18 protein-coding genes are annotated in these 18,127 nt (G+C 71.5%); 3 read left to right on the forward strand and 15 right to left on the reverse strand.

What is annotated here, in order from left to right:
- Positions 1–15: 15 nt before the first annotated feature.
- The 9 genes from AB1K56_RS02795 to AB1K56_RS02835 form a co-directional block, all read right to left on the reverse strand.
- Positions 16–978 (reverse strand): alpha/beta hydrolase, encoded by a 963-nt coding sequence (locus AB1K56_RS02795; RefSeq protein WP_371204456.1) that lies wholly within the window; start codon positions 976–978, stop codon positions 16–18.
- 110 nt (positions 979–1,088) lie between these two features.
- Positions 1,089–2,369: an ABC transporter ATP-binding protein gene (locus AB1K56_RS02800; protein ID WP_371204457.1), complete on the reverse strand. Its 1,281-nt coding sequence runs from the start codon at positions 2,367–2,369 to the stop codon at positions 1,089–1,091.
- 11 nt (positions 2,370–2,380) lie between these two features.
- On the reverse strand, positions 2,381–3,229 hold the full coding sequence (locus tag AB1K56_RS02805) for a carbohydrate ABC transporter permease (RefSeq protein WP_058623330.1): 849 nt from the start codon (positions 3,227–3,229) through the stop codon (positions 2,381–2,383).
- Positions 3,229–4,194 (reverse strand): carbohydrate ABC transporter permease, encoded by a 966-nt coding sequence (locus AB1K56_RS02810; RefSeq protein ID WP_136587593.1) that lies wholly within the window; start codon positions 4,192–4,194, stop codon positions 3,229–3,231. The genes AB1K56_RS02805 and AB1K56_RS02810 overlap by 1 nt, the downstream gene beginning before the upstream one ends.
- Entirely contained in the window at positions 4,191–5,456 is a 1,266-nt protein-coding gene (locus AB1K56_RS02815) for an extracellular solute-binding protein (protein ID WP_371204458.1), read from the reverse strand. The genes AB1K56_RS02810 and AB1K56_RS02815 overlap by 4 nt, the downstream gene beginning before the upstream one ends.
- Before the next feature lie 319 nt (positions 5,457–5,775).
- Positions 5,776–7,149, reverse strand: a complete 1,374-nt coding sequence (locus AB1K56_RS02820) for an FAD-dependent oxidoreductase (RefSeq protein WP_371204459.1) — start codon at positions 7,147–7,149, stop codon at positions 5,776–5,778.
- Positions 7,150–7,191: 42 nt separating this feature from the next.
- Entirely contained in the window at positions 7,192–8,253 is a 1,062-nt protein-coding gene (locus tag AB1K56_RS02825; protein WP_264631568.1) for a polyprenyl synthetase family protein, read from the reverse strand.
- Positions 8,254–8,315: 62 nt separating this feature from the next.
- On the reverse strand, positions 8,316–9,035 hold the full coding sequence (locus tag AB1K56_RS02830) for a demethylmenaquinone methyltransferase (RefSeq protein WP_371204460.1): 720 nt from the start codon (positions 9,033–9,035) through the stop codon (positions 8,316–8,318).
- A 9-nt stretch (positions 9,036–9,044) separates the two neighbouring features.
- The gene (locus AB1K56_RS02835; RefSeq protein WP_371204461.1) at positions 9,045–9,608 is read right to left on the reverse strand and encodes a DUF402 domain-containing protein; all 564 of its coding nucleotides are present in this window, start codon (positions 9,606–9,608) and stop codon (positions 9,045–9,047) included.
- A gap of 271 nt (positions 9,609–9,879) precedes the next feature.
- Between AB1K56_RS02835 and AB1K56_RS02840 the strand changes: the two genes are divergently transcribed.
- Positions 9,880–11,094, forward strand: coding sequence for an isochorismate synthase MenF (locus tag AB1K56_RS02840; protein ID WP_264631682.1), 1,215 nt, complete (start codon positions 9,880–9,882; stop codon positions 11,092–11,094).
- 1 nt (position 11,095) lies between these two features.
- On the opposite strand, the gene AB1K56_RS02845 is transcribed toward AB1K56_RS02840, so the two are convergent.
- The 3 genes from AB1K56_RS02845 to AB1K56_RS02855 all read right to left on the reverse strand — a co-directional run bounded on the left by AB1K56_RS02845 (position 11,096) and on the right by AB1K56_RS02855 (position 14,262).
- The gene (locus AB1K56_RS02845) at positions 11,096–11,953 is read right to left on the reverse strand and encodes a PPK2 family polyphosphate kinase (protein ID WP_136587587.1); all 858 of its coding nucleotides are present in this window, start codon (positions 11,951–11,953) and stop codon (positions 11,096–11,098) included.
- An 82-nt stretch (positions 11,954–12,035) separates the two neighbouring features.
- Positions 12,036–13,946, reverse strand: coding sequence for a 2-succinyl-5-enolpyruvyl-6-hydroxy-3-cyclohexene-1-carboxylic-acid synthase (gene menD / locus AB1K56_RS02850; protein WP_371204462.1), 1,911 nt, complete (start codon positions 13,944–13,946; stop codon positions 12,036–12,038).
- Positions 13,837–14,262, reverse strand: a complete 426-nt coding sequence (locus AB1K56_RS02855) for a PLD nuclease N-terminal domain-containing protein (protein ID WP_136587585.1) — start codon at positions 14,260–14,262, stop codon at positions 13,837–13,839. Before AB1K56_RS02855 ends, menD begins: the two co-directional genes overlap by 110 nt.
- Positions 14,263–14,371: 109 nt before the next feature.
- Here AB1K56_RS02855 and AB1K56_RS02860 point away from each other — a divergent pair, with 109 nt between their 5' ends.
- Positions 14,372–14,695, forward strand: a complete 324-nt coding sequence (locus tag AB1K56_RS02860) for a DUF4229 domain-containing protein (protein ID WP_264631571.1) — start codon at positions 14,372–14,374, stop codon at positions 14,693–14,695.
- Positions 14,696–14,752: 57 nt separating this feature from the next.
- On the opposite strand, the gene AB1K56_RS02865 is transcribed toward AB1K56_RS02860, so the two are convergent.
- The 3 genes from AB1K56_RS02865 to AB1K56_RS02875 are packed head-to-tail and all read right to left on the reverse strand — an operon-like array spanning position 14,753 to position 17,806.
- On the reverse strand, positions 14,753–15,724 hold the full coding sequence (locus AB1K56_RS02865; protein WP_371204463.1) for a 1,4-dihydroxy-2-naphthoate polyprenyltransferase: 972 nt from the start codon (positions 15,722–15,724) through the stop codon (positions 14,753–14,755).
- 11 nt (positions 15,725–15,735) lie between these two features.
- A complete protein-coding gene (locus AB1K56_RS02870; RefSeq protein WP_371204464.1) occupies positions 15,736–16,887 on the reverse strand; it encodes an AMP-binding protein in 1,152 nt (383 codons plus the stop codon).
- 16 nt (positions 16,888–16,903) lie between these two features.
- Positions 16,904–17,806 (reverse strand): 1,4-dihydroxy-2-naphthoyl-CoA synthase, encoded by a 903-nt coding sequence (locus AB1K56_RS02875; RefSeq protein WP_371204465.1) that lies wholly within the window; start codon positions 17,804–17,806, stop codon positions 16,904–16,906.
- A 105-nt stretch (positions 17,807–17,911) separates the two neighbouring features.
- Here AB1K56_RS02875 and AB1K56_RS02880 point away from each other — a divergent pair, with 105 nt between their 5' ends.
- Entirely contained in the window at positions 17,912–18,091 is a 180-nt protein-coding gene (locus AB1K56_RS02880) for a hypothetical protein (protein ID WP_371204466.1), read from the forward strand.
- Positions 18,092–18,127 lie beyond the last annotated feature (36 nt).

Genomic DNA, 18,127 nt, shown 5'->3' on the forward strand with positions numbered 1-18,127 from the left:
TCCTTCGATCGCGTTCTACGCTAGACCCGTCATCCCCCTCCGCAGCGCCGCATACGCGGCATCCCTCGCCTCGGGCGCCGACAGGAACACGTCGTGCAGGGCCCCGTCGATGCGGGCGATGGTGACGGTCGCGGCGATACGCGTCGCCGCCCGGGCGATGTCGTCGACGACGAGCACCGAGTCGCTCGCGCGCATCGCGTCGCTCCAGCTGAGCGCCGAGGTCGAGCGCTTCGACAGCAGCACGAGCGCCGGGCACCCCACGTCGACCCCGGATGCCACGCGCGCGTGCCCCGCGATGACCGCGGCCAACCAGCCGGGATGCGTCGGGAATCCCTGCGCCGGCCGCCACCCCTCGGGGGCGTCGGGGAGCGTCCCGAGCTCGCGCTGCGCGCGCGTGTAGAACCCCAGGTCGACGACCGGGTGCGTCCCGAGCGGGTCGAGACGGGCGCGGACGTTGACGATCGGCGCGAGCGCCTGTCGTCCGAGCGGTCCGAGCTGCAGTTCGAGCCAGGGGCTGTTCAACACCAGCAGGTCGGCGACGCCGGGGTGCCGCGCCGCCCACAGCGTGAGGGTGAGACCGCCCGTGCTGTGCCCGAGCAGCACGAGGCGGCGCCCCTCGCGGGCGGTGCCCATGGCATCCAGCGCCGCGGCGATGTCGGCGTCGTAGACGTCGAGCGACACCGTGTATCCGGGCGTCTGGCCGGGCCGCAGGCTGCGGCCGTACTTGCGCAGGTCGAGGGCGTAGAAGCGGGCGCCGCGATCCGTGAAGAAGCGAGCCAGTCCGGTCTGGAAGAAGTAGTCCGACCAGCCGTGCACGTAGAGCACGTCGGCGTCGCGCCACTCGCCGAACAGGCGTGCGCCCGGGTGAGGGCGGGAGCGCACGAGCGTCGCGACGACCTCGCCCTCGTCGTCGGGACGCAGCGGCAGAGTCCGCTGCTCGAAGCCCTCGCCGAGGATGTCCGGATGCCACTCCCCCATCGCCTCAGCCTAGGGCGGGGCGTCTACCGTGTCCCGCACGGGCGAAACTCCGGAGAAATCGCGGTGGCAGCCGTCCGCGGCGCCGCAGAGGGCACCGGGGCGCCAGAATCTCAGGAGTTCGGCACGCGCGCCGCCGACGCCTCCTCGCGCGACGCCCGTTCCTTCGCCCGCTCCAGCGCGCGCTTGCGCGCGGCGCGGGCGTCCTCCTCGAGCTTCTCGGCCTTCGCCTCGTCGCGCGTGAGGTTCACGCCCGTCTCCGGGTCGAACAGGTGCAGCGAGTCGGGCGAGAACCACAGGCGCGCGGCATCCCCCGCGCGGATCGAGCTCATGGCATCCAGAGCCACCACGAGTTCGGTGCGCAGGCTCTCGCCGTCGAGGTCGCGGTCGAGCTCCGACAGCTTGTCCTTCACCGTGGCGTCGGTCTCGTAGGGCACATAGGCGTAGAGCACCTCGCCGAGCCACTCGGTCATCTCGATGTCGAGCTCGGCGGTGACCCCTCCCTCGAGATCGCGCTCGGAGGCATCCGCGTCTTCGAAGGCGTCGGGGCGCACCCCGACGATCACGAGGTCACGGCCCTCGACCGCTGCGCGCAAGCGATCGTCGAGCGGCACGTCGGCGATCGGCAGGCGCAGCACGTCGCCGTCGACGGTTCCGCTGAGGAAGTTCATGGGCGGGGAGCCGATGAAGCCGGCGACGAAGAGGTTCACCGGCTGGTCGTAGAGCCCGCGCGGGCTCGCGACCTGCTGCAGCTCGCCGCGGCGGAGCACCGCGACGCGGTCGCCGAGGGTCATGGCCTCGGTCTGATCGTGCGTGACGTACACGGTCGTGATGCCGAGCGAACGCTGCAGGCGCGCGATCTCGGTGCGCATCTGCCCGCGCAGCTTCGCGTCGAGGTTCGACAGCGGTTCGTCGAAGAGGAACGCGCTGGCGTTGCGCACGATCGCGCGGCCCATCGCGACGCGCTGCCGCTGACCGCCCGAGAGGTTCGCGGGCTTGCGCTCGAGGTGCTCGTCGAGCTCGAGCAGTTTCGACGCCCGGCGCACGCGCTCGTCGATCTCCTTGTCGTCGAGGTCGCTCGACTTGAGCCGCATCGGGAACGCGATGTTCTCGTACACCGTGAGGTGGGGGTACAGCGCGTAGTTCTGGAAGACCATCGCGAGGTTGCGGTCCTTCGGCGCCTTGTCGTTGACGACCTCGTCGGCGATCCTCAGCTCGCCGTCGGAGATGTCCTCGAGGCCCACGATCATGCGCAGCAGCGTCGACTTGCCGCAGCCCGAGGGTCCGACGAGGATCACGAACTCGCCGTCGGCGATGTCGAGGTCGACGCCCTTGACCGCGGTGAAACCGTCGTCGTAGGTCTTGACGATTCTGTTGAGGGTGATGGATGCCATGACTCTCTCCTCTATCCCTTGACGGCGCCCTGCGTGAGTCCGGACACGATCCGGCGCTGGAAGATGACGACGACGATGACGATGGGGATCGTCACCACGATGGCGGCGGCCGAGATGGCGCCGGTGGGTTCTTCGAACTGCGACGCTCCGGTGAAGAACGACAGCGCCGCGGGCACCGGGCGGGCGGCATCCGTCGACGTCAGCGAGATGCCGTAGACGAAGTCGTTCCACGCGATGAAGAACGCGATGATCGCGGTGGTGAACACCCCGGGGGCGGCGAGGGGGACGACCGTCTTGCGGAAGGCCTCGAACGGGGTCGCCCCGTCGACCTGCGCGGCCTGCTCGAGCTCCCACGGGATCTGACGGAAGAAGGCCGCGAGCGTCCAGATCGAGATCGGCAGCGTGAGCGAGAGGTACGGGATGATCAGGCCGAGCCACGTGTCGTACAGCCCGACGACGCGCCACAGGTTGAACAGCGGGGTAACGATCGACACGATCGGGAAGACCGACACCGCGAGCGCCGTGGTGAGGATGATGCGCTTTCCCGGGAAGTCGAGGCGCGCGATCGCGTAGGCGCAGAGGGTCGCGAGCACCACCGCGACGAAAGTCGCGATGAGGGAGATGCCGATCGAGTTGCGCAGCGCCGGAAGGAAGAGGTCCTGCGCGCTGCCGCCCGGGGCGAGGATCGTGGCGTAGTTGTCGAGCGTCCACTCCTGCGGGAGGAGCGTGCCCGAGAACAGGCCCGCCTGCGTCTTGAACGAGGTCATGAGGATCGAGAACACCGGGAACAGCGACCACACGAGCACGGCCGCGATGATCACGAGCCACATGATCCGCTGGGGCCAGGTCATTGCGCGCATCAGGAGTTCCTCCCCGCCGACAGGTCCACTTTGAAGCCCTTGATGAAGATGCCCGCGATGATCAGCACGCTGAGGAACAGCAGCACCGAGATGGCGGATCCGAGGCCGATCTCGAGCCGTCCGATCGAGGTGTTGTAGGCCAGCAGCGACAGCGCCTCGGTGTCGTTGGCCCCCGCGGTCATGATGAAGATGTTGTCGAAGATGCGGAACGCCTCGAGGGTGCGGAACAGGACCGCGACCATGATCGCGGCCTTCATGTTGGGCAGGATGACGCGGCGCAGCACCTCCCACGACGTCGCCCCGTCGACCTTGGCCGCCTCTTCCAGGTCTCCCGGCACCTGGGCGAGACCCGACAGCAGCAGCAGGGAGATGAACGGCGTCGTCTTCCAGACCTCGCTGAGGATGATGACGGTGAGCGAGGTGCCCTGGTACGCGAACCAGTTGAGGTTCTCGTCGAACCCGGGGATCCACGACAGCCAGTTGTTGACGTACCCGCCGGAGTTGATGTCGAAGGCGTAGAACCACGCGAACGCCGAGACGACGGTGATGATGCCGTACGGCACCAGGATCGCCGTGCGGGCGAAGCCGCGCAGCTTCTTGATCGCGCGGTGCATCACGAGCGCGAAGGCGAAGCCGATGATGAGCTCCAGCAGCACCGTCACGACCGTGATGAACAGCGTCACCCCCATCGACTGCCAGAACGCCGGGTCGCCGAGGATCACCTGGTAGTTGCGGAACCAGATGAACTCGCGGTCGCCGGGGGCGGTGAGGCGCAGGCTGAACAGGGAATCCCAGATCGCCTGCACGATCGGGTACAGGGTGACCAGCAGCATGATGCCGAAGGCGGGGCCCGCGAGCATCCAGCCCAGGCGCGCCTCGGCGCGGGCGCGGTCGGAGCGACGCTTCTTCTTCGCGGGGGCCGCGGGCTCGGCGCGCCCCGTGGCGCGGGTGATCGTGTCGGTCACAGCAGTCGCTCCCCTCTGAGCACCGCGAGGATGAAGTCGGTCGAGGACTGCGGCGTCGAATCCGGGTTGACGGCGGTCGGCGGATGCCACGTGCGCTGCAGTCCGATGGAGATCTCGTTGTAGTACGGCGTCTGCGGACGCGGCGCACCCAGCTGCAGGGACTCCGCGATGGTGGAGGCCATCGGGAACTTCTCGATCACCTCCGCGTCGTCGTATGCGGCGAGGTTCGAGGGCGGATTGCCGTTGGTGACGAAGTACTGCGCCTGGTTCTCGGGGCTGACGATGCACGCGACCGCCTGCCAGGCCAGGTCGACGTTCTCGCTGTAGGCCCCGACGCCGAGGTTGATGCCGCCGACGGGAGGCGCGGCCGGGGTCCCGGCATCCACCCGGGGGTAGACCGCCCAGCCGAGGTCGTCGACGACCTCGGGGGCCGAGCCCTGCATCGCCGGGTAGACGAAGGGCCAGTTGACCATGAACGAACCGTTGTCGCCCTGGAACAGGTTCATGCTCGCGTTCTCGTCGGCGGTGGGAAGACCCGGGCCGCCGAGCCCCGACGAACCGATGCGCCCGATGATGTCGGCGGCCTTCTTGCCGGCATCCGACTCGAGTCCGAGCTGCATCTCGTCGGGCTTGGCGTCAGGGTTCTCGAGGATCTGCCCACCCCCGGATGCCACGAGCGCGTTGATCCACACGGTGAGCGACTCCGCGAGGGCGCCCTGCACGCCGAGCTGCTTGTTCTGGTCCTCGGCGGCCTGCATGATCTGGTCCCACGTCACGGGCTGGCTCATGTCGAGGCCCGCGGCCTCGGCGACCGACTTGCGGTACCAGAGCAGCTGCGTGTTCGCCCAGAAGGGCACCGTGACGAGCTCGCCGTTCCAGCTGGCGGACTGCACCGCGCCCTGCACGACCCCGTCGGTGTTCTGCAGATCGTCGGGCACGGGTGCGAGGAAGCCGGGCTCGGCGAGCTCGGGGATGAACGGCGGATCGAGGCTCATGATGTCGAGCGAGCGATCGCTGGCGGCGAGGCGGCGTGCGAGCTGCTCGCGCTGCGAGGCCGCGTCGCGCGGGAGCAGCGAGGTCTCGATGCGGTACGCCCCGTCGGCCGCCTCGGTGCAGGATGCCGCGATCTCTGCCTGACCACCGTCGTCGGGGTTGATGTACCAGGTGAGGGTCGGCACGGCGTCCCCGGCGGAACAGGCGCCGAGCGTTCCCGCGAGGGCCAGCGCCGAGGCTCCGGCCACGATCCGTCTGAGGTTTCGCATCCGGCCCCCTCGCCTCGGTGCGGGGACCTCACGGCCCCCTGTCGTGGCTCCATCCTGCCGAGCAAAGGAATTCCACAGCCTCAGGCTTGCCCCCGCGAGGGGCGGATGATATTCGCGAGGAGCCGTCTCGGTGGCGTGAAGAGGCGACGTTCGCGCGCTCCGGCGGGCGCGCCGGCGCGACTGAGCCCGGACGCCGAAGAGCCGCCCACGTCGCGACGACGGGGCGGCTCTTCGAGACGCGGGTCACTCCCCGCGCGAGATCGCGATCATCTCGTCGCGGGGCACGAGATCTTCTCGCCGGCCCCGCCGGGGCCGAGGGTCACTCTCCGCGCGAGATCGCGATCATCTCCTCGCGGGGCACGACCTTGATGCGGGCGCGCTCGTGCGGGGCGCCGAGGGCCATCTCGTGCTCGTCGAGGCGGTGCCAGCCGTCGAGGTCGGTCCAGCGCACACCGCGCTCCGCGAGAAGGGCCGGGATGGCCTCCTCCTCGGGGTGCTCGGGCTGCCACCAGTCGCCCTGGTCGTTGATGACGTGGCGCACCGTCTCCATGGCATCCGACTTGGTGTGTCCGATGAGACCGACGGGGCCGCGCTTGATCCACCCGGTGGCGTACAGTCCCGGCATCCGCGAGTTCGATTCGGCCGAGAGCACCTGGCCCTCGTGGTTGGGGATGACGCCGCGCAGCTCGTCGAAGGGGATGTCCTTCAGCGGCGACCCGAAGTAGCCGACGGCGCGATAGATCGACTGGATCGGAACCTCGCGGATCTCGCCGGTGCCGACGACCCCGCCCTCGGCGTCGGGCTTCGTGCGCTCGTAGCGCAGGGCGGCGACGCGACCGTCGGCGTCCTTCACGACCTCGAGCGGCTTGGCCCAGAAGTGCAGGTGGAGGCGGCGCGAAGCCTCTCCCCCGGCGTTGTTGACGCCCGGGCGCGTGCGCCACTGCTGCAGGACGCGGTCGATGACCTTGACCTGCTTGTTGGTCTCGATCGCGGCCTTCGAGGCCTCGTCGTAGTCGAAGTCCTCGTCGTAGACGACCATGTCGACGTCGCGCAGCTCACCGAGCTCGCGCAGTTCGAGCGGGGTGAACTTCACCTGCGCGGGGCCGCGGCGGCCGAAGACGTGCACGTCGGTGACGGGCGAGGCCTTCAGGCCCTGGTACACGTTGTCGGGGACCTCGGTGGGCAGCAGGTCGTCGGCGTGCTTGGCGAGCATGCGCGTGATGTCGAGGGCCACGTTGCCGTTGCCGATCACCGCGACCGACTCGGCCTCGAGCGGCCAGGTGCGCGGCACGTCGGGGTGGCCGTCGAACCAGCTGACGAAGTCGGCGGCGCCGTAGGAGCCCTCCGCGTCGATACCGGGGATGTCGAGATCGGCGTCGCGGATCGCGCCGGTCGAGAAGATGACGGCGTTGTAGTGCTTCTTGAGGTCGTCGAGGGTGATGTCCTCGCCGAAGCGGACGTTGCCGAAGATGCGGATGTCGCCGCGGTCGAGCACCTCGCGGAGGGCCGTGATGACGCCCTTGATGCGCGGGTGGTCGGGCGCCACGCCGTAGCGGACCAGGCCGTAGGGCGCGGGGAGCTGCTCGAAGAGGTCGATGGAGACGTCGAACTGACGCTCGGCTTTCAGCAGGATGTCGGCGGCGTAGATGCCGGCGGGGCCGGCTCCGACGATGGCGAGGCGCAGCTTCGTCATGGGTTCCTCTCGATCGCGATCGGGGGGGGTGGTGGAAAAAGGTCAGGCCGAGCGGTCGGCCACGGCGCGGGCGAAGCGCGTCAGCGCTTCGCGCACGGCGCCGTCGGGCAGCGGCGCGAGAGCGTCGATGGCCTCCTGCGACCAGCGGTGCGCGAGAGCGAGGGTCTCGTGCGTGGTCTCGTGGTCGCGCAGCTCGGCGAGCGCACCGTCGAGGATCGACGGGTCGGCACCGGCGGCGATGCGCTCCTGACCGTCGTCGATGCGGGCGCGCAGGTCGGCGGATGCCGCGTCGGAACGGTGGCCGAGCAGCAGGTACGGCATGGTCGGCACGCCCGCGCGCAGGTCGGTGCCGGGGACCTTGCCGGTCTCGGAGGGGTCGGGAGACAGGTCGATCACGTCGTCGAGCAGCTGGAAGGCGACGCCGGCCTTCTCGCCGAAGACGACCATGGGCTCCTCGAACTCCTCGGGGGCTCCCGAGTAGATGACACCCGACTGCGCGGCCGCGGCGATGAGCGAGCCGGTCTTGTCGGCCAGCACCTGCAGGTAGAAGTCGACGGGCTCGTCACCCTCCTGGGGCCCGACGGTCTCGTGCATCTGGCCCAGCACGAGGCGCTCGAACGTGTCGGCCTGCAGCTGGATCGCACGCTCGCCGCGGCGGGCCATGAGCTGGCTTGCCCGGGCGAAGAGCAGGTCTCCGGTGAGGATGGCGATGTTGTTGCCCCACACCGTCTGCGCGCTGGGCACGCCGCGGCGCTTGTCGGCGCCGTCCATGACGTCGTCGTGGTACAGCGAGCCGAGGTGGGTCAGTTCGAGGGCCGTGGCGACCTCGACGACCTCTTTCGTCGTGCCCTGGCCGAGCTGCGCCGTGAGGATCGCGAGCATCGGGCGCACGCGCTTTCCGCCGGCCTCGTAGAGGTAGCGCGCGGTGACGTCGGCGAGCTTGTCGGCGCTGCGCACCTCGCCCTCGAGCTCCGTCTCGACGCGCGCGAGACCCGCCTCGACGGTGGAGAGGAGGGTGCGAGAACGCAGGCCGGCGAAGATGCGGTCGCTCAGGCCCAACTTTCCCGACAGGCGGGTGTTGGCCGCAGACGGTCTCGGGGTCACGATTTCAGCCTATCCTGGCGTGGCCGGAGGCCGCCGCGGGTATCTCGACGGTTGACAGGGCCTCAGGAGGCCGGGCGGATTCCGCGGTGCAGCGCGACGATCCCGAACGACAGGTTGCGGTACGCCACCTCGTCCCATCCCGAGTCCCGCATCCAGCGGGCCAGCGTCGGCTGGTCAGGCCAGTCGCGGATCGACTCGTTGAGGTAGTCGTAGGCCTCGGCGTTGCTGCTCACGGCCTTCGCCACGACCGGGAGGACGCGGTCGTTGTAGAAGCGGTAGAGCGCGTTGAACGCGCGGGACGGCGGGTGCGAGAACTCGCACACGACGATGCGCCCGCCGGGGCGGGTGACGCGGCGCAGCTCGCGGAGCGCGCGCCGCGGGTCGTTGACGTTGCGCAGCCCGAACGACATCGTCACCGCGTCGAACTCGCCGTCGTCGAACGGCAGGTCGGTGGCATCCGCCTGCACGAACTCGAGGTTCGGCACGTCTCCGTGTCGGCGACGCCCCTCGGCGATCATGCCCTTCGAGAAGTCGGCGGCGACCACGTGCGCCCCGCTCGGCACGAACGCCATCGACGAGGTGCCCGTCCCCGCCGCGAGGTCGAGGATGCGCTCGCCGCGCTTCGGCGCCACGGCCCGCAGGACGGCCGCGCGCCAGAGGCGGTCGTTGCCGAGGCTGAGGACCGAGTTGGTGCGGTCGTACGCGGCGGCGACCTGGTCGAACATGCCGCTGACGCGCTGCGGGTCTTTGCCGAGGTCGGCGCGGTTGGGGTCGCTGCTCACCCGTCGAGTCTAGGCGCGCGCCGGGTTGTCGTCGCCGGGGGTTGCCAGCGCCGCAAGGCGCTCCAACCAGGGGCCGGTCACCTCGTCCGAGAACGGGGCCTCCCGATCGCGCACGCGTCGTTCGAGGTCGGTGGCCGTGGCATCCAGATGCTCGACGATGTCGAGGGGGTACCCGTAGCGCACGCGGTGCTCGTCCCACTCGTCGCGATCGTCGATCCAGGTACCGCGCTCGTCGGTGCGGCGCACGACGTCGAGGTCCATGTCGATGCCGCGCGGCACTCCGTCGTCGTGCCAGCGCACGTCCCATGCGAGGTCGATGTAGACGGCGACCGGGTGCGGGTCGGCGTTGTGCGTGAACGCCCAGTCGCCGCTGGCCGGAACGAGGGTCACGTTCGGCTGACGGCAGACGAACTCCGCTCCGGGCCGTGCGCTGCGCCACCCCACCTGCTGGCCGAACCACTCGCCCCACTCGTCGGAACCGAGGTAGACGCTGTCCTGCACCCAGTGCGGCGAGCCGTCCCACTTGCGCCACTCGAACATCAGGCGGGTGCCGGGGGCGGGACGCGTATCCATGTTCCGGAGTCTAAAACGCTCCCGGCCCCGGCCTCCGCGCGCTCGCGGACACGACGCAGGAGTCGTCGAGCTCGACGCGGCGAATGCGGCCCTGCGGCGCCGCCGGGAGCGGGATCTCCTGCGTCGTGCACGCCGCGTCTGCTCGACGCTGGAGCATCCGGATGCCGCGCACCGCCGCACCGATCGGCGCGGGTCTACGCTGGCTGACGTGCTCGAACCCGCGGAAGACGTCGTGCCGCGCCTGCGCGTGATCACGCGCGAGATCCCCCCGATGGACGACGTGCTGGCGTACACGACGCCGTACGACCCGCTCTTCTGGAGCCGGCGCGGGGAGTCGCTCGCGGCGTTCGGCGACCTGCTCACGCTGCGGTACGTCGGCGCGCAGCCGGGCGACGCGACCATCTCGGAGCGGTGGCGGGCGATCGCCGCGGCCGCCGAGGTCGACGACCCCGTGCAGCTGCCGGGAACCGGTCTCGTGGCCTTCGGCTCGTTCGTCTTCGACCCCCGCTCCGAGCGCGAGAACGTGCTGCGCGTGCCCGGCATGATCGTCGGACGCCACAGCGGTCGGGCCTGGGTCACGCGCCTGGCCTTCGACGACACCCCCGACGAGCCCGAGCCCGAGCTGCCCCCGCGCTCCCCCTTCGGCCCGCACTGGTCGGCCACCCTGGGCCCCGGTCGGCAGACGGCCGAGAAGTACCAGGATGCCGTCCGCCAGGCCATCGAGGCCATCGGCGCCCGTGAGGTGGCCAAGGTCGTGCTCGCGCGCGACATCACGGGGACGGTCCCGGCCGGCTCCGACCTGCGGCGCCTGGTGCGCTCCCTCCTCGAGGGGTACCCCGACTGCTGGGTGTTCGCCGTCGACGGCCTGATCGGGGCGAGCCCCGAGACGCTGGTGACGGTGTCGGACGGCACGGTGACGGCGCGCGTGCTCGCCGGGACCGTGGCGCGCGGCGGGGACGCCGACGCCGACGTCGCGGCATCCATCGCCCTCACCGAGAGCACCAAGGACCAGGATGAGCACCGCTTCGCCGTGCAGAGCGTCCTGAAAGCCCTCGCCCCCCACACCTCGTCGCTCGCGGCCGAGTCACGGCCCTTCACCCTCAAGCTGCCGAACGTCTGGCACCTCGCCACCGACGTCGAGGGCGTGCTCAGCGAAGACGCCTCCTCTCTCGACCTGCTCTCGGTGCTCCACCCCACCGCCGCCGTCGCGGGGACGCCCACGGCCGCGGCGATGGAGGTCATCCGCCGCCTCGAGCCCTTCGACCGCGGGCGCTACGCCGGGGCCGTCGGTTGGACCGGCGCCTCGGGAGACGGTGAGTGGGCGATCGCGCTGCGGTGCGCGCAGATCGACCGGTCGGCCCCGTCGTCGCCGACGGCGCCGATCACCGCCTATGCCGGCGCGGGGATCGTCGCCGACAGCGTGCCGGAGTCCGAGCTGCTGGAGACGCGCGTGAAGTTCCGTCCGATCGTCGAGGCCCTGGCCTGAGTCACGACGCGGCGAGACGCCGGCGCTCCTCCTCGACGTCGTAGTCGGCCGCCGGCCACTGCGGGTCGATGTCGACCAGCGCGTCGATCAGCAGCTGCTGCACCGCGAGGCGGGCGTACCACTTGCGATCGGCGGGCACCACGTGCCACGGGGCGACCGGGGTCGAGGTGCGCTCGATGGCCACCTGGTAGGCGTCCATGTAGTCGTCCCAGAGCTCGCGCTCGTCGACGTCGGAGGGGTTGTACTTCCAGTGCTTGTCGGGGCGGTCGAGCCGCTTCGCCAGGCGCTCGCGCTGCTCGTCCTTCGAGATGTGCAGCATCACCTTGACCACCCGGATGCCCATCTCGGCCGCCTGCGCCTCGAAGGCGACGATGGCGCCGTAGCGACGGTCGATCTCGTCGGCGGGGGCGAGGGAACGCACGCGTCCGATGAGCACGTCCTCGTAGTGCGAGCGGTCGAACACCCCGATGTGACCGGTGTTCGGCAGGCGCTTCTCGATGCGCCACAGGAAGTCGTGGGCGAGCTCCTCGCTGGTCGGCTTCTTGAACGACGCGAGCTCGACGCCCTGAGGGTCGACCGCGCCCACGACGTGGCGCACGATGCCGCCCTTGCCCGCGGTGTCCATCGCCTGCAGCACCAGCAGCACCGAACCGGTCGCGGTGCCGGCCACGCTCTCGGCGAAGAGTCGCTCCTGCAGATCCTCCAGCGGCTCCCGGCCCGCGTCGAGATCGGCCTTGCCGTCGTCCTTGTCTCCGTCGTACCCCGGTGTCGACCGCGTGTCGATGTCGGCGAGGCGGAACCCCGGGTCGACGCGCAGGGCGTCGGCGGCGGGCGTGGACCATCTCTGGCTTCTGCTCATCCCGACATGGTGCCGTGGCATCCGGGATCGACGCCAGAGCTTGACGGGATCCGCGCGGGCGCAGGAGACCCCGACCCGGCGCTCAGCGCGGGAGCGGCACCTCGATCAGCTGGCGTCCCCCGCTCGGGGCGGTGAGCACCTGGTCGAGGGCGACCCGGGTGGTGCAGCGGTGGTACTCCCACCCGAAGGCGAGGGCGAGCTGTTCGAGTCGCGCGGTCTGCGGGGTGTACTGCACGCGCGTCATCGCGTCGTCACCGGCGACGGATGCCACCTCGAGACCGTCGAAGATCGTGCCGCCGCCGTCGTTGCCGACGACGACCTGCAGGCGCGGCTCCTGCTCGCCGGGCGGCAGCAGCAGCGCGCCCATGTCGTGCAGGAACGCGAGGTCTCCGAGCAGGAGGCGGGTCACGCCGGGCCGTTCGTCGACCTGGCTGGCGAGGGCGACCCCGGTCGCCGTCGCGATGGTCCCGTCGATCCCGGCGAGCCCGCGGTTGGAGTGCACGGTGACCTTCTTGCCGCCGAGCAGCTCGTCGGCGACGCGCACGATGCGCGACGAACCGAACACCAGGCGGTCGTGCGGCCAGGTCGCCCGCCACAGCGCGTCGACGAGAGCGGGCCGGTCGACGGGGGCGCGCATGACGCCGACCTCGGCGTTGATCGCGCCGAGGCGTTCGGCGGGGACCGCGGAGGCCAGTCCCTCGGCGTCGGGAGCCGGGGGCGAGAGGTCGACCGCGGCGTCGCGCGACGCGCGCATCCACTCACCGAGCCACGCGCGATCGGCCGTGCCCGTCGCCCGGACGGCGTCGACGGCCGTGGTCGCGCCGTTCAGGTTGACGGGTTCGCCCGGACCGCGTACCGCGAGGATCTCGACATCGTCGCGCATGAGCAGACGCGTCACCTCGCGGCTGAGGGTGGGCCGGCCGAAGACGACGACGCGCTCCACCCGTCCGCCGAGGTCGGGGTCGCTCAGCAGGGCCCGGTAGCCGTGCACCACGTGCCGGCCGAAGCGCGCGCCGCTGACGATCTCGGCGACCAGCGGGAAGCCGCCCTCGTGCGCGAACTGCTCCGCGGCGGGTCCCGCGTCCGCTCCCGCGACCACGATGGTGCGGGGGCCGGCCGCGACGGGGTGCGCCGCCCCGGTCTCGGGCGCGACGTCGGCGATGCCGATGCCGCCCCCGCCCTGGTACAGCGCCCCGGAGAGGTCGTCGTCATCGGGGATGACGGCCTCCGCGGCGGCGGTGTCGGAGACCCGGGATGCCGCCCGCTCGAGCAGCCACGACGGCACCGCGCCGGCGAGCGGCTCACGGAAGGGCACGTTGAGGTGAACCGGGCCGGCCGCGCGCGCACCCTCGCCGAGGGAGGCGCCCAGCGCCTCGGCCGCGACCTGGTCGAGGGCGACGCTCTGCGCGTCGTCGCCGGTGTGGTCGACGGCCTCCGGCACGGCGAGATCCGCCTCGAAGCGCGTCGCCGAGCGGAACAGGCCCGGCTGCCGGGTGGTCTGATTCGCTCCGACCCCGCGCAGCTCGGGCGGCCGATCCCCGGTGAGGAGCAGGAGCGGGACGCCCGCGTGATGGGCTTCGAGAGCGGCGGGGAGGAGGTTGGCCACGGCGGTGCCGGAGGTGCACACGACGACCGCCGGCATCCCGGTCTCGCGCCCGATGCCGAGCGCCGTGAACCCCGCGACGCGCTCGTCGATGCGCACGTGCAGGCGCACGAGCCCGGCGCGCTCCAGCTCGGCCGCGACGAGGGCGAGCGCCTGCGAACGGGAACCCGGGCTGACCACGATGTGTTGGACGCCGCGGGCCACGAGACCCGCGAGGAGGGCGGCCGCCGCGTCGGTGGCGGGCGCGGCGGAGCGGTCGTTCGGCGAGGTCACGACGGGCTCAGCCGACGGTGCCGCGCTGACCGCGGGTGTCGTCGTCGCCGGGCTTTCCGCTGCCGGGGGTGTCGCCCGGGTCGGTGGTGCGCGGCGGACGGGGCGGGTCGTCGGCATCGGCGTCGAGCTGCGCGAGCTCTTCTTCGAGGCGGCGGATGCGCTCGTCCTGCTCGGCCCGGGCCGAGGCCGTCATGCGTCCGAGGAACTCGGGGTCGTCATCGGGCGCCCTCCGCACGACCGTCTGGCTCGCACGGCCGCGGCCGATCGCGAACCACAGGATGCCGCCGAGCACCGGGAGCAGGATGACGATGGCCAGCCACGCCGGCTTGCTCACCCCGCGGTGACGAGAGGGGGGTTGCACAGCGCAATCGACGATCGTGTAGACCCAGAACAGGACCGCCACGAGCGCCAGGATGAGAAGCAGCCGTGCCATGGAGTGATTCTACGTGCGGCGGCTGGACGGGGGCCCGGAGACCGAGAGCCTTCGCCCACCGTCGAACGACCGCGGAGGGGCCGCGCCGGCGCCGCCGTAGAATGAAACAATGCGTGCTCGTTCGGCCCTCGTCTACACGGTGCTGCGATTGCTCGCGTTCCTCGTGCCCCTCGGCATCCTGCTGCTCTTCCCCGTCTTCCGGGAGCTGCCGTGGCTCGCCGCGATCTTCGCGGCGCTCATCGGCTTCAGCCTGTCGCTGCTGTTCCTGCGCCGCCCCCTCGAGAAGGTCACGGGCGGTCTCGCCGAGCGTCGTGCCCAGCGCGCCACGACGGGTCGCCGTTCCGGCGCCGACACCGACGCCGACGCCGAGGACGCGGTGGTGGATGCCACCCGGCCCGACGACAGCGGCGACCACCGCCCCGCGGCGGGCTGAGGCCCGGCCTCCCGCATCATCCCCGCGCGCTGCGACCCTCCCGGTGCAGCGGGGCCGTCAGCCCGCGAACGCCCAGAACAGCAGCGCGCCGTAGGCCACCGAGGTGAAACTCGTCACCTGCAGGGCCGTGATGAGCTCGCGCGGCGTCCGGTAGGTCCACACGATGAGGATCGCGGCCAGTGCGCCCAGCAGCGCGATCAGGGTGAGCCACGCGATCGGGTAGACGAACGCGAGGAACACGGCGATCGCGAAGGGGATGAGAACGAACAGCGTGAACAGCACCTGCGTGGGGCGCCGACCGATCAGCACCGACAGCGTGCGCTTGCCGGCGAGGCGGTCCTGGTCGATGTCGCGCAGGTTGTTGGCCAGCAGCACCGCGCACGCGAGCAGCCCCGCGGCCACCGCGCCGAACCACGCCTCCTGCGGCAGGGAGCGCACCTGCAGCCACGTCGTGCCGAGGGTCGCGACCAGGCCGAAGAACACGAACACGAACAGCTCGCCCATGGCGTTGTAGCCGTACGGGCGCTTGCCGCCGGTGTAGAACCACGCCGCGACGATGCAGACCGCGCCGACGGCGAGGAGCCACCACTGTCCCGTGCGGATGACCAGGGCGAGGCCGATCACCGCGGCGAGCGCGAAGAACGCCAGGGCGACGAGCAGCACCGTGCGCGGCTTCGCCTTCTTGCCCCCGGTCAGTCGTCCGGGGCCCACGCGCACGTCGTCGGTGCCGCGGATGCCGTCGGAGTAGTCGTTGGCGTAGTTGACGCCGATCTGCAGCGCGAAGGCGACCGCGAGGCAGGCGAGGGCGATCACCCCGTGGAGTTGCTCGTCGACGAGCGTCGCCGCCCCCGTGCCGATGAGCACCGGCGTGATGGCGAGGGGCAGCGTGCGCACGCGGGCCGCCGCGATCCAGTCGCGCGCGGTGGCCGGAGCCACGGCCTGCGGGGCGCCCGCCTTCGCCTTCTGCGGGTTGCCGCCGGGTCGACGCTTCGGGGCCGGGTGCGAACGCTTGCGAGAGGGTGCTGCCACGGAGGGCAATCCTATGCCCGCGGGTCGTGCCCGAGCGCCGCGCGCAGGGCCGCGCGATCGGGCTTGCCCGACGACAGCGTCGGGAGTTCGGCGACGGCGACCACCCGCGCCGGGCGCGCGGGGGCGCCCACGGCCGCGCCGACCACGGCGCGCACCCGCTCGAGCACGGCGCCTTCGTCGTCGGGCGAGAGACCCGGCACGACGACCGCGGATCCCTGGCCCCATTCGGCATCCGGGACCGGCACGACCACCGCCTCTTCGAGACCGGCCACGCCGCGCACGGCGGCCTCGACCCGATCGAGCGAGACGTTCACCCCGCCCGAGACGATGACGTTGTCGAGCCGCCCGGTCACCCGCAGCACGCCGTCGACGATCTCTCCCCCGTCGCCGGTGCGGTACCACCGCGTTCCGTCGGCGGCGGTGGGGAAGACGGATGCCGTGCGCTCGGGGTCGCGGAGGTAGCCCTCGGCGAGCATCGGTCCCGACAGTCTCACCTCGCCGTCGACGACGGCGACGCCGACGCCGTCGAGGGGCACGCCGTCGTAGACGCATCCCCCGCTCGTCTCGCTCGATCCGTACGTGCGGACGATCCGTGCACCCAGGGCGTGCGCTCGCTCCGCGACCGCGGGGGCGAGGGCCTGCCCGCCGATGAGGATCGCCTCGAACGACCGCAGCGCGTCGGTCACGGTGGCGTCGGTCTCGGCGGCATCCAGGAGGCGCTGCAACTGCGCCGGAACGAGCGAGGTGTACGTCGGGACGCGCGCGCCGTTCTCGTGCGAGGCCATGCCGAGAGCCGCGGCGGCGAACGGCTCGGGGCGGAAGGGCCCCGCGACCACGGCCGGCTCGCGATCGGCGAGCAGGGCGCGCACGAGCACCTGGACGCCCGCGACGTACGTCGCCGGAACGGCGAGGAGCCACGCTCCCTCGCCGATGCGGGCCGCGGTCGCGTAGGCGCTCGCGATGAGGGCGTTGCGCGAGAGGATCACCGACTTCGGCACGCCGGTCGACCCGGAGGTGGTCACGACGACGGCGGTCCCCGACGGCACCTCGTCGACGCGTCCGCCCGCGCCGAGCGCGACGGCCGGTCCCGCCCCGAGCACGCCGGCGCGCAGCGCGCGCAGGACGTCGCGCGGATCGTCGGATGCCGGCGGCTCGAGCCTCACGCGGCGGCCCCGGCGCTCAGTAGTGCCACGGCACGTCGGACCAGTCGGGCTCGCGCTTCTCGAGGAAGGAGTCGCGGCCCTCGACGGCCTCGTCGGTGCCGTAGGCGAGGCGCGTGGCCTCCCCGGCGAACAGCTGCTGGCCGACGAGCCCGTCGTCGACGGCGTTGAAGGCGTACTTGAGCATGCGGATCGCCGTCGGCGACTTGGTGAGGATGGTGCGGGCCATCGCCAGCGCCTCCCGCTCGAGCTCCGCGTGCGCGACGACCCGGTTCACCGCCCCCATCTCGTAGGCGCGCTCGGCGGAGTACTCCTCGGCCAGGAAGAAGATCTCGCGGGCGAACTTCTGCCCGATCTGACGTGCGAAGTACGCGGAACCGTAGCCGGCGTCGAACGATCCGACGTCGGCATCCGTCTGCTTGAAGCGACCGTGCTCGCGGCTGGCGATCGACAGGTCGCAGACGACGTTGAGGGAGTGGCCGCCGCCGGCCGCCCACCCGGGGACCACGGCGATGACGACCTTCGGCATGAAACGGATCAGGCGCTGCACCTCGAGGATGTGCAGGCGCCCCGCGCGGCCCGGGTCGTGCACGATGTGCTCTTCGTGGGAGTACTTGTAGCCGTCGCGCCCGCGGATGCGCTGATCGCCGCCAGAGCAGAACGCCCAGCCGCCGTCCTTCGGGCTGGGTCCGTTGCCGGTCAGCAGCACCACGCCGATGCGGTGGTCCTGCCGCGCGATGTCGAGGGCGCGGTACAGCTCGTCGACGGTGTGCGGGCGGAACGCGTTGCGCACCTCCGGGCGGTCGAACGCGATGCGCGCGACGCGACCGTCGTGGGTGACGTGGGCGGTGATGTCGGTGTAGTCCTCGGCGCCGGGCGCCAGGGTCCATTCCGCGGGGTCGAAGAGCTCGGAGACGGTCACGGTTTCAGCCTACGCGCGGCCGCTCGGCGACGGACGGGAACGAGGCGCACTGGACACCCTTCGGGCGGGCGTCGTAGCGTGGGCACCCCGACGATCGGAGTCATCATGACGAAGAAGGTGTCGATTCTGGGCCGCATCCGGGAGTACTTCCTGGGCGCACCCCCGCACGACGCGTCCGAGGACGCCCGCCGCTCGCTGAACCATCAGAGCGAGTCCGCGTACTACGCCGGTGAAGCCGCGAGAAACTGGACGGGCACGTCCGGCGGAGCGCAGTTCAAGCCGTGAACGCGACAGCGGCGCCCCGGAAACCCGGGACGCCGC

Source organism: Microbacterium sp. BWR-S6Y (assembly GCF_041379845.1).
GTDB lineage: Bacteria > Actinomycetota > Actinomycetes > Actinomycetales > Microbacteriaceae > Microbacterium > Microbacterium hydrothermale.

What these genes read in the sequence shown, in the direction of transcription:
- AB1K56_RS02805 (WP_058623330.1), bottom strand. Translation starts at nt 3,229, where the DNA reads ATGCGCGCAATGACCTGGCCCCAGCGGATCATGTGGCTCGTGATCATC.
- AB1K56_RS02815 (WP_371204458.1), bottom strand. Translation starts at nt 5,456, where the DNA reads ATGCGAAACCTCAGACGGATCGTGGCCGGAGCCTCGGCGCTGGCCCTC.
- AB1K56_RS02840 (WP_264631682.1), top strand. Translation starts at nt 9,880, where the DNA reads ATGGACGACGTGCTGGCGTACACGACGCCGTACGACCCGCTCTTCTGG.
- AB1K56_RS02860 (WP_264631571.1), top strand. Translation starts at nt 14,372, where the DNA reads ATGCGTGCTCGTTCGGCCCTCGTCTACACGGTGCTGCGATTGCTCGCG.
- AB1K56_RS02855 (WP_136587585.1), bottom strand. Translation starts at nt 14,262, where the DNA reads ATGGCACGGCTGCTTCTCATCCTGGCGCTCGTGGCGGTCCTGTTCTGG.
- AB1K56_RS02845 (WP_136587587.1), bottom strand. Translation starts at nt 11,953, where the DNA reads ATGAGCAGAAGCCAGAGATGGTCCACGCCCGCCGCCGACGCCCTGCGC.
- menD (WP_371204462.1), bottom strand. Translation starts at nt 13,946, where the DNA reads ATGCCGACGACCCGCCCCGTCCGCCGCGCACCACCGACCCGGGCGACA.
- AB1K56_RS02795 (WP_371204456.1), bottom strand. Translation starts at nt 978, where the DNA reads ATGGGGGAGTGGCATCCGGACATCCTCGGCGAGGGCTTCGAGCAGCGG.
- AB1K56_RS02800 (WP_371204457.1), bottom strand. Translation starts at nt 2,369, where the DNA reads ATGGCATCCATCACCCTCAACAGAATCGTCAAGACCTACGACGACGGT.
- AB1K56_RS02820 (WP_371204459.1), bottom strand. Translation starts at nt 7,149, where the DNA reads ATGACGAAGCTGCGCCTCGCCATCGTCGGAGCCGGCCCCGCCGGCATC.
- AB1K56_RS02835 (WP_371204461.1), bottom strand. Translation starts at nt 9,608, where the DNA reads ATGGATACGCGTCCCGCCCCCGGCACCCGCCTGATGTTCGAGTGGCGC.
- AB1K56_RS02880 (WP_371204466.1), top strand. Translation starts at nt 17,912, where the DNA reads ATGACGAAGAAGGTGTCGATTCTGGGCCGCATCCGGGAGTACTTCCTG.